Origin of the sequence: Dyadobacter beijingensis DSM 21582 (assembly GCF_000382205.1) — a bacterium.
In the GTDB taxonomy this organism is placed as follows: Bacteria; Bacteroidota; Bacteroidia; order Cytophagales; family Spirosomataceae; genus Dyadobacter; species Dyadobacter beijingensis.
Map to the genome: position 1 here is coordinate 586,985 of NZ_KB907786.1, position 12,880 is coordinate 599,864.

The following is a 12,880-nucleotide window of genomic DNA, read 5'->3' on the forward strand; positions in this document are numbered from 1 at the left end:
AATTTTTACTCAGTCATTCACTCATTCAACATTACCGAAAGACCGCGTTCCCGAACAGTACCTTCCCCTTTTGCAGCATCGCGCGGAAAACGGGGTCGTCCATCAGGTATACCACCTGGCCGCGGCCGATTTCCTGGGCGCCGATGATAAGCGTGTTTTTTAGTTTGCCCGACATTTTCTTGCCTACAAATCCGGCTTTGTAGTTGTCTTCTTTCAGGTAACCTACATTCCAGCCGTCTTTGAGGTAATCCCGCTCATAGGCGTCGCGGACAATGGTAATGTAGTCGTTTGCGCAACCGAATGCGAGCGGATGCGTGGCATCCATACTGATCTCGAACATGCTGCCCGGTGACGAGTCGCTGGCGTCCTCGCGCTGCTGGTCGCCGTACTTTTTGAAAGTGTCGTCATCCTTTTTCTTGTCTGAAAATTTCTTGCTCAACCCAAAGCCGCTTTTGCTCACGAATGCGTCGGTTGCGCGTTCCATGGCGATGAGCTTGCCGCCATTGCGCACCCAGCCTTGAATGGCTTCCAGCTGCTTTTCGGAGATAATATCGCCATACCGCCCGTCCGGGAGGATCAGTACGTCCACCTCATTCCACGGAAGGCTGGCCAGTTTGGCCGCATTCACGATCGTGACAGGATATTTGATCTGTTGCTCAAAATAATGCCATACTGCCCCGAATGCCGTGGCTGAAACGCCGTCACCGGCTACTGCCACCACTTTCGGCGCGCGCAGCGCGATCACATTGTCATTCCCGAAATCCGGGCCCGAGTTCACGAAACCCGTGGCAACCGGCGTCAGTTTGACGAAATGCTTATTAGCCAGCGATGTTACCAGCTTATCGAACGGCAGACTTTCATTTCCTTTTTTGGTAATAATCAGCGTGCCGGCCGGGTAGGAGACGGTGCCCATTTCAAATGCAGCATTGGAAGTTTTGACGAGCAAACCATTTTTCAGCAATTCGGCCAGAAATGCCACGTCCCCGGCACTCGACCAGCTTGCCAGGTAAGCGTACGGAGATGTTGCCGGAACGGGATTATCGACAGCGGCTGGATTAGCGCTCGCCGGCGTGAGCTTTTCCTTCAAACCATAGGCCTTCAGGCCGAAAATGTAGGCCAGCCCCCAGCTCGTTACGTCATAGGTTACGGAATCCTCCAATGCGGGTTTTGGGTCAAACAGAATGCGGAGGAGATTGGATTTTGGTTGGTAGGCGCTGATCAGCAGGTCGTTCTGCTCGATTTTAAATGGCTGCTCCGTTTCCGTCGTCAGTTCCGTCCCCTTCGTTGACTGCGACTTGCCCGCTGTTCCGTACAGGAAACCCTGCTTGTCGAGCCAGCTGCTGAATGCGCGCGCATTGCTTCCCGCCTTCACCACATAAGTTTTGAAATTGCCCACAGGCGCGTTCGTCGCATCCTGGTGGAATTTGATAAACTCGGAAACGACCTTGTCCTTTTGTGAAAGCACCGCTTCTAAAGTAGCCAGCGTAGTAGCATAATGGTGGGCAATGCGGTTGTTGAGCGTAAGCGTATCGTGCTCATTCCCACGTTCGAGCGCGAGGCCTGCGCGCCCGCCCCCGCCTTGCTCGTACGTGACGCCGATGGCGCCATTTGCCGTGGGCCAGGTATCGCCGTAGCTCGGGTAAAAGAGGTCGTAATCGTTGCGGGTGAAGTAGGCCCAGTTGTTTTTATCGAAGTATTTGCGGCAATAGTCGCCGATAAGGTCATTAAACTGGCGCTGCCAGGCCGTTACGTCCTTGTTGTAAGGCCTGGCGGCCGGCGGGAAGTAATAGCTGCGTGAAGGGCCCATTTCGTGGAAATCGGCGTGGAAATGGGGCATCCATTGGTTGTATAGCGCAATGCGCTGCTGCGTTTCGATCTGCGTTTGCCATGCCCAGTCGCGGTTCAGGTCGAAAAGATAATGGTTGAAACGGCCGCCGGGCCAGGGTTCGTCGTGTTCGAGGCCGAAGGGCGTCACGTCCGGCACGACATTCTGCACGCGGTTGTACCATTGCGTGTAGCGCTCGTAGCCGTCGGGGTTAATGCACGGATCGACGAGGATCACCATATTTTTCAAAAAATCCTGCGTCAATGCATTCTGCTTGTTCAGCAGCTCGTAAATGACCTTCATACTCGTGTTCGACGATACCGATTCGTTGCCGTGCACATTATAACTCAGCCAGACGATCGGCGGCACCGACGCATCCGCCTTGCCGGGCAGCAGGCCTACGCTTTTCAAATGGTTGGTCCGTATGCTTTCGAGCTTCGCTATGTTTTCCGGCGACGACACGAACGCCAGCATCAGCGGGCGCCCCTCATTGGTTTTACCGTATTCGACAAGCTTCATCCGGTCGGCATTCTGCGCCTGCACGGATTTGAAGTAATCGACAATGAGGTGATGGTAGGCGAATCGCGACCCGAGCGGGAAGCCCAGGAACTGGTCGGGCGTGGGAGTTTGGGCAAATGCGGGTTGAACGGCAAGCAGGAAAAAGAGGTAGCGGATCAGTTTGGTCATAGGAAGTGAAACGTGTGAAACGGTTAAACCCAAATTTAGAAAGTTACCGGAATTTTAAGTTACCCGCAGAAAGGATAAAAATTTTTTCAAATTGAAACTTCTGAAAATGAGTTAACTAAAAATTAATTGATTTTTATTTCTGCCCGAGTGTTGCTTTTTAGAATTCAACCCTGCATCTTTGCACCACGTTTTCGGAACAGGGAAACGGAAAGTGAAAGAAAGTGAAACAAAAACGCACGAAGTAGGAGACCAGTCGGCCCATTCGTCTAGCGGTTAGGACACGACCCTTTCACGGTTGAAACAGGGGTTCGATTCCCCTATGGGTCACAAAACCGTGCGAAGTTAGCACTTTCAATCATTCAAAAACCGCTCAAAATTTTGGGCGGTTTTTTTGTTTCAGGTCACTTTCGGCTCGTGAATTTTCGCAATCCTTTGTAGCAAAAATTGCGTCAGGAAATGCATTGAAAGCATTTTTACAAACTTCTTTACCCGCGAGCGAGGCAATTCAACGATTTTGTGAGCAATATTATTCTACAAATATAAAAATTTTTCTAGGTCTTTGTAGTATATTTGAAACGGACGACGGGCTGATTCTAAATATATTAACCGGCCGGGCTCTTCCATATCGCCCACTAATTTTTACGCTCTATGAAATTTTTACTGAAACTTGTTCTTGCGGGAGGAGTGGTAAGCTCAGTGGCTGCTGCTCCGAACATCGACGTCGAAAACACGCTTGCGCGTGTGGACAGCGTAAATCTGGAAAACAGTATTGCGAGTGAACTGAATGGCTCGTACGAAATCACCAATCCTTACGCGGAGGCTGCGGAAAAACCTTACACGATTGCCGCCAAAACGGCCGCTCCGCTCGCTAATCGCGTTTCCTGCGGTGGCCGTACCTGGACACACGGCGAGTACCTGGGAAGAACAGGCGACGACCAGCCTGTATGGGTGCGCTTGCAGGACAACCGTATTTACCTCAACTGGAATGGCCGGGTCCCTGATAATATCTGGATACTTTTTCACCTGAAAGAAGGGACATTTCCCGTCAACGACGCCAACAGCCGGTTGATCGAGACCTGCGTAAACCCGGTCGATCCGAGTACTAATCCAGTTAACCTGCTGGGTACCAATGGGTCAGGTCAAATTACTTGTAACAATGTAGTCATGCCAAACGGTGAGCGCCTGGGGATTTTCAGGGGGCCGACCGGTAATACCTACCAGTTTATCAAATATGTGAACGGTCTCCTGCGCGTGATGATCAAGCAGGGCGAGAACGACGACCGCACGGAAAACTACCAAATGGGCCTTCTGATTGAAACCATTCAGGGAAAAGACGGCAGCGAGCTCGACCAGAAATGGAGAGGTGTGCTGACGCCCGACATGGTGAACGGCTGTTTCTGGCCAACCACACCGAAAGTAGCCACGCCGCTGCCTGACAACAACTGTGCATCCGGCCCGACGATCAGCAATATTACCAACATCAGCCAAACCGCATTGTCCCTTGCATTCTCCGCTTCGGGTGTAAGCAGCCTGAAATGGCGCATTAAGTCCAACGGAAACGAGGTAAGGTCGGGTACGACGAATGATCTGGGCGGCGCTACCAGCGTGAACCTGTCTTACCAGTCACTCGCCCCCGGCAACTACACGCTCGAAATCGAAGGGAATAATTGCAGCTCGGCGGTTAACAGCCGTGCATTCACGATCGAGCAGCCGGTCGTAACGGTTCCTGATTGCCAGAACGGCCCATCTGTGACGGGTATCAATGCTATTACACCGAGCAGTGCAACCGTGAACTTCGGGGGCGACAACCTGCGCGTATTCTCGTGGCGCATCCTGCAAGGCAGCTATGCTGTCGCAAGCGGCAAAACCGGTACGTTGACGTCGAATTCCGCTAACCTGACATTCAACTACCTGCAAAATGGTAATTATACATTCGAATTGAGAGCCGAGGACTGCAAGGCATCGGGGGCAGCTACACGGGATTTCACCGTATCGGCAACGGATACCCGCGCTACTTGTACCCGCGGACCGAATTTGCAATCGATCGTGTCGTCAGGTGAAACGACGCTTCAATTCCGTTTCGACGGAGAGAATGTTTTTGCGATCGACTGGAAAATCAAGCAGAATGGTAATGTGATCCGTCAAAATCGTGTTGCACCGCAGAACAATACGCCTGTTATCAACTATAACACACTTCCTACCGGTGCCTACACACTGGAAATTCAGGGCGGAAGCTGTAAATCAACGGCAAGTCTCGACGCATTCGGCGTAAACGTGGCACTTCCGATCTATATCTCGAACTTCGAAGGCAAAGCCGTTGAAAAGGGCGTGGAACTGACCTGGAATGTAGTAGCAGAGCAGGATGGCAAAGAATTTGAAATCCTCCGCTACGACGATCGCATGCAGAACGAAGCGGTTCTCGGCAAAGTATCCCTGACCGACCAGCGCACCGGCCGGTACAGTTTCCTCGATGAAAACCCATTGACGGGAACAAACTACTACCAGTTGAAGCAGATCGACATCGACGGCACTTTCACCAAAAGCAAGATCGTTGCCGTGAAAACCGACGTGCTTACAGGAACCGTGGTTTCGCCAAATCCTGCGTCAGATTACGTGAACGTACAGTTCTCGTCACGCAGCGCGAGTACTTCGGACGTGACCATCTACAACATCGCCGGGCAACCGGTAAGTACATCTACCATCCGCATTTCGGCAGGTAAAAACGCCCACCGCATCAATGTGAAAAAACTAGGCGGCGGTCATTATTTCATGAAGATCAATCATGGCGGCGAAGGCACGAAACTGCGTTTCATCAAAGCCGAGTGATTTTTTAAATAGGTTAGAGTGCAAAAACGGCCGGGCAATGAGCCCGGCCGTTTTTTTGTCAAGGCTATTTTAAATGAATGCTTTCAATGTGGTAACGTCATACTCAATTCTGAATTCATACGACTCTGGCGACAGGTCATGAAAATCCAGGAGGAGCATACGCATTTTAGCTTGCAGCTCGTCAATCGTTGCAGCTTCATCAACAATCAGATTATCGTCGTAAGTGACACGACCCCAAAGGGAAGACTCTCCATTTTCAACGATTAGTGTGATGATCTGCCTTTCTGTTTTACTATTCTCCATTTTCTTGCCTGTTTAATTTTTGAGGCCTGCCTGCTTCAAAATGCTGTTTAACGCGCCGGGGCTAAGATCTCCACTGTGCATCGGAACCGTCACTTTGCCGGGTTTCTCATCGTGTACTAACTGTAAGTGGCTACCCTTTTGGTTCTTTACGTACCAGCCGTCCTGTCTGAGCAATTTTAAAACTTCTCTTGAAGTCATGCATTAAAACAATAGCGTGTGAAGATAAATGTAACGAATTTGCTGGATATCGGCAAGTGCTCCTACCTCACCCCTCCGGCTGCAACTGCGCTTCTTTCCACCATTGCGTGAAAACCTGGTTGCCTTTTAATTCCACCTTCTGGCCGATGAGCGGGGTTACGAGCGGCATATGCTGCTTTTCGGCTTCGGCGCTGGCGCGGAGGATAGGCTCGTTCCAGTCGTGGATGGAGAGGGCGAATTTGGCCCAGTGAACAGGCATCAGCTTTTTCGCGCCGAGCTCACGGGCCGCCGTGACGGTCTCTTCCGGCATCATGTGAATGTATTTCCAGGCTTCGTTGTACTGGCCGCATTCGAGCAGCGCCAGGTCAAATGGCCCGAATTCCGCGCCGATCCGTTTGAAATGGTTATCATAACCCGAATCACCGCCGATAAAGATTTTCATCGAAGGCGTTTGCAGCACGAATGACACCCACAATGCACGGTTGCGGCTAAAACCGCGACCGGAGAAATGCCTGCCCGGCGTGATATTCACCTTAAAACCACCGCCCAGGTCGGCGCCTTCGTTCCAGTCCTTTTCAATGATATTGGCCGCATCGTAGCCCCAGTATTCGAGGTGTTCGGCCGTGCCCAGGCCGGTTACTACTTTTTTGACCTTCGATTTCAATTTCAGGATCGTTTCATAATCGAGGTGGTCCCAGTGGTCGTGCGAAATGAAGAGGTAGTCGATCGCCGGGAAATCCTCCACTTTGTACACGTCGGTGCCTTTGAAACTTGGCGTCGTGAATTTGATCGGGGAGGCGCTGCCGCTGAAAACCGGGTCTACGAGGAACGTTTTGCCGTCGAGCTGGATGAAATACGACGAATGCCCGAACCATACCAGCACGTCTTCGTCCGGCCGTAAATGCAGCAGATCGGTCTTTTGCGACGGGATCAGCGCGCCGGGGATGTTGTATTTGCTTTTTCCAAAGAAAAATTTCGTGATAACTTTTGCATAACTGCTGCCCTCGGCGAGGTCGGGTGTGAAGCTCTCGTTTTGAAACTGGCCGTCGCGGTAGTGCGGCGATTTTTTGATGCGTTCCAGGCGCGCGCCGGCGGGGTGTTTTCCAAATTGGGGTTGCTGCATAAATACAACCGCCGAAATGACGATCAGCGCCAGGATGATGAAGAATATCATGAAGGAAAATTTAATAGTCCGTTTAGCCATAGTATGTGGGAGGGATGTGAAGTTTATGATTGGACGAATGTACGGTTTCTTACGTATTTTTGAATTTACTTACACAAACAAAAACCGCTGGTTATGAAAAGAAATGTATTGCTGTATTTCCTGTGTTTTCTATCGTCGATGGCCGCCGCCCAGAACGCCGCGCCGGACACCAGTTGGGTAAAGGCAAACTACACAAAAACAGAGCAATACATTACGATGCGCGACGGTGTGAAGCTTTTTACGGCCATTTACACACCCAAAGACGATTCCCAAACGTACCCGATCATCATGCAGCGCACACCCTATTCGGTGAGGCCGTATGGCGAAAGCAACTACCGCCGCTCGCTCGGCCCCAATGCACATCTGATGCGGGAAAAGTACATTTTCGTGTACCAGGATGCCCGCGGACGGTACAAAAGCGAGGGCAATTTCCGCGAGATGACGCCCGCGATCGCGAACAAGAAGAGTAATAAGGACGTCGACGAGTCGAGCGACACCTACGATACGGTGGAGTGGCTGTTGAAAAACACTAAAAACAACGGCAAGGTGGGGCAATGGGGCATTTCGTTTCCGGGCTACTATTCTTCCGCGGGCCTCCCAAATGCACACCCGGCTATGGCCGCCGTTTCGCCCCAGGCGCCCATGTCCGACGAATTTATCGGCGACGATTGCTACCATAACGGCGCCTTCTTTCTGATGGATAATTTCGGTTTTTACAGCGGCTTCGACGGCCCTAAAACCAAGGATGGAACCGGTTATAAAAGCCATTTCAATGCGGAATACACCGATGCCTATAAGTATTTCCTCGATTTCGGTCCGCTGAAAAAGGCCAATGCGGCACCGTATTTCGCCGATCCGAACTCGATTTGGCGGCAGACGGTGGCGCATCCGGTATACGACGAGTTTTGGCAATCACGAAATATTAAGAAGCATTTGAAAAACATCAAACCGGCCGTGCTCGTCGTAGGCGGCTGGTTTGATGCCGAGGATTTGTACGGCGCATTGAAAACCTACGCGGCCATTGAGAAACAGAGTCCGGGCAACAACAATAGGCTCGTCATGGGCCCGTGGACGCACGGGGGCTGGGCTGCGCCCGCCTGGAAGGGTTTTGCGCAATACCAGTTCGGTACGGATGTGAACAAATATTACCAGCAGGAGATCGAAACGAAGTTTTTTAACCATTATCTCAAAGACAAAGGCACATTCGAACAGTCGGAGGTGACGGTTTTTGAAACCGGGACCAATGAGTGGAAGCATTACCAGGAATGGCCGCCGATCAATGTTCAGCCATTGACATACTATTTCGCAAATGGCGGAAAGATGGCTGCGGCGAGGCTCTTATCCGGACTAGAACCAAGTACTTACGAAAGCGATCCGGCGAATCCCGTGCCCTATACCGCCGTGACCAGCGGCCATCGCAACAACGAATACATGGCCGAAGACCAGCGTTTCGCATCGAAACGACCAGATGTGCTCAGCTTTCAAACGGATTCGTTGACGGAAGACCTTACATTGACGGGTGAAATCGTAGCAAACCTGATGGTGTCGATGACGGGATCGGATGCTGATTTTATCGTGAAAGTAATCGATGTATGGCCCGCCGGATCATCCGTACCGGCCGTTAAAGAAGGTGAAAAGGCCATTGACATGAGCGGTTACCAGCAAATGGTGCGTGCGGAAGTGCTGCGCGGGAAGTTCAGGAACAGTTTCTCCAAGCCGGAGCCGTTTGTAAAAGGCAGGATCGAAAAGGTAACGGTGAAACTGAACGAGGTGGCGCATACCTTCAAAAAAGGCCACCGCGTGATGGTACAGATCCAGAGCAGCTGGTTCCCGCTCGTCGATCGGAACCCGCAGAAGCTTATGAATATTTTCGAAGCGTCGGAATCCGATTTTCAAAAATCGCAGATTTCGATTCACCATAATGAAAAGAACCCCAGCAGCATTACCTTACCCGTCATGCGCTGACAACAAGACAATACCCTTTTATCCTAAATCCCTTTAATCCTAAATCCTATGAAAAATGCATTCGGGAAAATCCCGGTTTGTTTGGTCGCGCTGTGGCTTGCCGCCGGCGTGACAGATGCCTGGGCACAGGCCAGATCCACGTTCCATGTGCTCGCGATGGCCGAGCCCGGCGGTCACCACATTGCCTATTCCAAAGCCGCACGTCCCTGGCTCGACTCGCTGGCGGAGAAAGAGCATTTCACGATCGACTACGTCAGCAATACCGACCCGATCAATGAGTCGTATTTGTCTAAATATCAGCTTATTATTCAACTTGACTATGTGCCTTATACCTGGAAGCCCGAGGCCGCGGCCGCATTCGAAAAGTATATCGATGAAGGCAAAGGCGGCTGGATCGGTTTTCACCATGCCACATTGCTCGGGGAATTTGACGGCTATAAAATCTGGCCGTGGTTTCAGGATTTTATGGGCGGTATTCGATACAAAAACTACATCGCCGATTTTGCCGCCGCGACCGTAAAAATCGAGAAGGGCAAGCACCCGATCATGAAGGGTGTGCCGGCGTCATTTCCGGTGAAAAAGGAAGAATGGTACATCTACGATAAAAGCCCGCGGCCGAACGTGGAGGTGATCGCGAGTGTCGACGAAAGCAGTTATAGCCCCGATTCGAAGATCAAAATGGGTGACCACCCGGTCATTTGGTCGAATCCTAAAAAGAAGGCGAAGAATGTGTACATTTTCATGGGGCATTCGCCGGTGCTGTTCGAAAGCGCTGTTTACAAAACCATTTTCAAAAACGCCATTCTCTGGGCCGCCAAAAAATAACCGGATATGCTGACAAGAATTCTGATGGCTGTGCTGATCATATCGGTACAGCAGTTTTGCTTTGGGCAAAGAAAGAAGGGCGAAGTTTCGCAAACGCCTGAAAGTAAGTCGTTTTACCAAGCGCGGCTAAACGACGAAGACGCCGTTTATTTTACCCCGGAAAACTTCAAAATCACCGGCGACGGCAAAACCGACGTCTCCGACGAGTTGCAAAGGGCAATCAACGAGGTGAAAACCAACTTTAATTTCGGGATCGTGTTCATTCCGGAGGGGACCTACCAAATCAGCAAGACGATTTACATCCCTACGGCTGTCCGCGTGATCGGTTATGGCAAAAAGCGGCCGGTGATCGTGCTGGCCGACAATGCGCCGGGGTACCAGGAGGCATACCCGCAGGACAAGGGCCACGCGAAATATATGTTCTGGTTCACTTCGTCGATCCCGAAAGAGGGCCAGCCAGTGCCGGATGCGGGCGCGAGTACATTTTACAGCGCCATGTCGAATGTGGACCTGCGGATTGGTGCGGGTAACCCGTCGGCGGTGGCATTGCGGACGCATTTCGCCCAGCATAGCTTCATTTCGCACGTGGACATACACGCGGGGAGCGGGAAAGCCGGGATGTTCGATGTGGGGAATGAAATGGAAGATGTACGTTTTTTCGGGGGTGAATATGGCATTTATACGTTCAAACCGTCGCCGGGATGGCAGTTTATGATGGTGGACACCTATTTCGAAGGGCAGCGTAAAGCGGCAATCCGTTCGCAGGAGTCGGGACTTACCATTGTGCGAATGACCGTGAAGAATGTACCAACGGTATTGGAGATCAATCCCGATTTTTATGAAAAACTCTTTATCGAAGACAGCCGGTTCGAAAACGTCAGCGGGCCCGCATTGGTGATCAGCAATGAAAACAATGCGTATACGCAGGTCAGTTTGAGAAATGTGGATTGTAAAAAAGTGCCGGTACTGGCCCGTTTCAGGACTAGCGGCAGGCAAATCGAGGGGCAGGGCGACATTTATAAGGTCAGAACATTGACCCACGGCCTGCAAATGGCGTCCCTCGACGCCCGGCCGGCACATACTACCACACAGGAGATCGAACCATTGAAAACCGGGCCATTACCTGCGGCCAAGGACATTCCGGCATTTCCGGCCATCGCTACCTGGGCCAACCTGAAAGCGCTTGGCGCGAAAGGCGACGGCGTTACCGACGATACGAAGGCTATCCAGGCAGCCATCGATCAGCATGAGACCATTTACGTCCCGCAAGGCTGGTACCGTATTACCGAGACATTGAAGTTGAAAGCGAAAACTGCGCTCATTGGCCTCAATCCCGTTTCGACCCAGTTCATTCTGCACGATAACACCGAGGCATTCGGCAGCTTCGGCCCTCCGAAACCGATGATGGAGTCCCCACAGGGCGGTACCAATATCCTGTCGGGCATCGGGATTTCCACGGCCGCGAGCAACACACGGGCGGTGGGCCTGAAATGGATGGCAGGAGCCAATTCGTATGTGAATGATGTCAAATTCCTCGGCGGCCACGGCAACATTACCCGTAAAAGACCGGGGCAGGAGGCCGTGAATAATTCGTCGCACGTCGGGAACGAGCAGCACTGGGATACCCAATACTGGAGCCTTTGGATAACCAATGGCGGCGGTGGCACATTCAAGAATATCTGGACTGCGAATACCTTCGCATCCGCGGGCACGTACGTGTCGAACACGAGCACGCCCGGGCGCGTGTATGCGATGTCGGTGGAGCACCATGTGCGGAATGAGGTGCGGTTCAAAAATGTATCGAACTGGAAGGTTTATGCATTGCAATTGGAGGAGGAAAGTAAGGAAAGCTCGAATTGCCAGCCGTTGGAAATTGAGTCTTGCGACAATATGTTGTTCGCGAATTTGTACATGTTCCGCGTGATCCGCGTCAGTACGCCCTATCCGCATTCAATCCGCTCGTGGAACAACGGGAAGCTGGAATTTCTGAACGTGCATAATTATAGCCAGACCAAGTACCCGTCCACGATCCCGCTCTACGACGTCAATTCGGGGCTGGAAGTGCGGCCGTGGGAATTTGCCCGGTTGGTTATCGATAATCCCAAACCGCGTGCGGTGGATTTGCAGCCTGGCAAAGTGGTGCAGTTGGCGAAAGGTTTTGAGTTTGCGGACGGTATTTGCCGGGATAGCAAAGGCAATGTGTATTTCAGTGAGTCGCGGGCGCGGCGCATTTACAAATGGTGGGCGGAGACAAATGCATTGAACCTTGTGGCGGATTTCCCATGGGAGCCGCTTTCGCTGGGAATGGATACGAAGGATAATTTACTTGTAGTATTCAAATATATTCCCAAGCCCGGCTACCTCCTTGGCGGCAAGCCAGAAACGTTCCCTAACCCGCCCGACGCCTCGGGTACCTCGTTCAGTGGCTGGGGCAACAATGGTTTCGGTACCCTTGTGTATGCCATGAACCCCGAAAAGGCCGAAGAAACGATGCATTTGCTCCCGAAGTTGCCTTTGAATCAGGTCAAAGGCATTGCCCGAACGCTCAACCCATCCAACCGCCGCCGCGATTCGGGCGATTTTCTGAAAGTAAGTACCAATCAGTTTACCGAATGCTGGCTCGCACCCGACGGAGCGACTATCGTGCCGGTGGTGTACGACCTGGCGCGGTCGAATGCATTGGTAGAAGGTTATCCTGGTAAAGTCCTTTATGGTACCGATGAATATCTGAAAAGAACATTCCGTTTTAATGTCGGCCCGGAAGGACATTTGTCGGAACCGCAACTATTTGCCGAAAAAGGCGAGTTCAGCTCGGCGGTAGATAGCGAAGGCAATGTGTATATCGCCGACGGGCAGGTGTATGTGCTCGATCCTGCGGGCAATGAGATCAGGGTGATCGAAACACCAGAGCGGCCTTCGACGATCGTGGTAGGCGGCCTGCGCGGCGATACGCTTTTTATCACCGGTCGCAATGCATTGTATGCTGTGAAAATCAGATAGTAACGATCCAAACGGCTGGCAGTTCAATCAAGTGCCAGCCGTTTTTG

The 12,880-nt window shown here is 51.8% G+C and carries 8 protein-coding genes and 1 tRNA gene; 5 read left to right on the forward strand and 4 right to left on the reverse strand.

Translation table 11 applies throughout. The features are described from left to right. Nucleotides 1-31: 31 nt before the first annotated feature. On the reverse strand, nucleotides 32-2,512 hold the full coding sequence (locus H144_RS0102550) for a M14 family zinc carboxypeptidase (protein WP_019940462.1): 2,481 nt from the start codon (nucleotides 2,510-2,512) through the stop codon (nucleotides 32-34). Nucleotides 2,513-2,767: 255 nt separating this feature from the next. Between H144_RS0102550 and H144_RS0102555 the strand changes: the two genes are divergently transcribed. Together H144_RS0102555 and H144_RS0102560 are read left to right on the forward strand one after the other, a co-directional pair. Next, nucleotides 2,768-2,839: transfer RNA gene (locus H144_RS0102555), tRNA-Glu, on the forward strand. A gap of 321 nt (nucleotides 2,840-3,160) precedes the next feature. Continuing rightward, the gene (locus H144_RS0102560; RefSeq protein ID WP_019940463.1) at nucleotides 3,161-5,338 is read left to right on the forward strand and encodes a T9SS type A sorting domain-containing protein; all 2,178 of its coding nucleotides are present in this window, start codon (nucleotides 3,161-3,163) and stop codon (nucleotides 5,336-5,338) included. A gap of 69 nt (nucleotides 5,339-5,407) precedes the next feature. On the opposite strand, the gene H144_RS31330 is transcribed toward H144_RS0102560, so the two are convergent. From H144_RS31330 to H144_RS0102575, 3 genes are all read right to left on the reverse strand, one after another. Next, nucleotides 5,408-5,641, reverse strand: a complete 234-nt coding sequence (locus tag H144_RS31330; protein ID WP_019940464.1) for a hypothetical protein — start codon at nucleotides 5,639-5,641, stop codon at nucleotides 5,408-5,410. Between the two features lie 12 nt (nucleotides 5,642-5,653). Next, on the reverse strand, nucleotides 5,654-5,839 hold the full coding sequence (locus H144_RS0102570; RefSeq protein ID WP_019940465.1) for a type II toxin-antitoxin system HicA family toxin: 186 nt from the start codon (nucleotides 5,837-5,839) through the stop codon (nucleotides 5,654-5,656). A 67-nt stretch (nucleotides 5,840-5,906) separates the two neighbouring features. Beyond that, nucleotides 5,907-7,013, reverse strand: a complete 1,107-nt coding sequence (locus H144_RS0102575; protein ID WP_019940466.1) for an MBL fold metallo-hydrolase — start codon at nucleotides 7,011-7,013, stop codon at nucleotides 5,907-5,909. 123 nt (nucleotides 7,014-7,136) lie between these two features. On the opposite strand from H144_RS0102575, the gene H144_RS0102580 reads away from it, so the two are divergent. Genes H144_RS0102580 through H144_RS0102590 form a run of 3 tightly spaced genes read left to right on the forward strand, consistent with a single transcriptional unit; the run spans nucleotide 7,137 to nucleotide 12,833 of the window. Next, nucleotides 7,137-9,008 carry a CocE/NonD family hydrolase gene (locus H144_RS0102580; protein WP_019940467.1) on the forward strand — a complete coding sequence of 624 codons (1,872 nt, stop codon included), beginning with the start codon at nucleotides 7,137-7,139 and terminating at the stop codon, nucleotides 9,006-9,008. A gap of 48 nt (nucleotides 9,009-9,056) precedes the next feature. Continuing rightward, the gene (locus tag H144_RS0102585) at nucleotides 9,057-9,833 is read left to right on the forward strand and encodes a ThuA domain-containing protein (protein WP_019940468.1); all 777 of its coding nucleotides are present in this window, start codon (nucleotides 9,057-9,059) and stop codon (nucleotides 9,831-9,833) included. A 6-nt stretch (nucleotides 9,834-9,839) separates the two neighbouring features. Next, nucleotides 9,840-12,833, forward strand: coding sequence for a glycosyl hydrolase family 28-related protein (locus H144_RS0102590; protein ID WP_019940469.1), 2,994 nt, complete (start codon nucleotides 9,840-9,842; stop codon nucleotides 12,831-12,833). The last annotated feature ends 47 nt before the right edge of the window (nucleotides 12,834-12,880 follow it).

Bases quoted from the DNA above. Each gene is read 5' to 3' on its own strand.
- H144_RS0102550 (WP_019940462.1), bottom strand. From the start codon at position 2,512: ATGACCAAACTGATCCGCTACCTCTTTTTCCTGCTTGCCGTTCAACCC.
- H144_RS0102560 (WP_019940463.1), top strand. From the start codon at position 3,161: ATGAAATTTTTACTGAAACTTGTTCTTGCGGGAGGAGTGGTAAGCTCA.
- H144_RS0102585 (WP_019940468.1), top strand. From the start codon at position 9,057: ATGAAAAATGCATTCGGGAAAATCCCGGTTTGTTTGGTCGCGCTGTGG.
- H144_RS0102590 (WP_019940469.1), top strand. From the start codon at position 9,840: ATGCTGACAAGAATTCTGATGGCTGTGCTGATCATATCGGTACAGCAG.
- H144_RS0102570 (WP_019940465.1), bottom strand. From the start codon at position 5,839: ATGACTTCAAGAGAAGTTTTAAAATTGCTCAGACAGGACGGCTGGTAC.
- H144_RS0102580 (WP_019940467.1), top strand. From the start codon at position 7,137: ATGAAAAGAAATGTATTGCTGTATTTCCTGTGTTTTCTATCGTCGATG.
- H144_RS0102575 (WP_019940466.1), bottom strand. From the start codon at position 7,013: ATGATATTCTTCATCATCCTGGCGCTGATCGTCATTTCGGCGGTTGTA.
- H144_RS31330 (WP_019940464.1), bottom strand. From the start codon at position 5,641: ATGGAGAATAGTAAAACAGAAAGGCAGATCATCACACTAATCGTTGAA.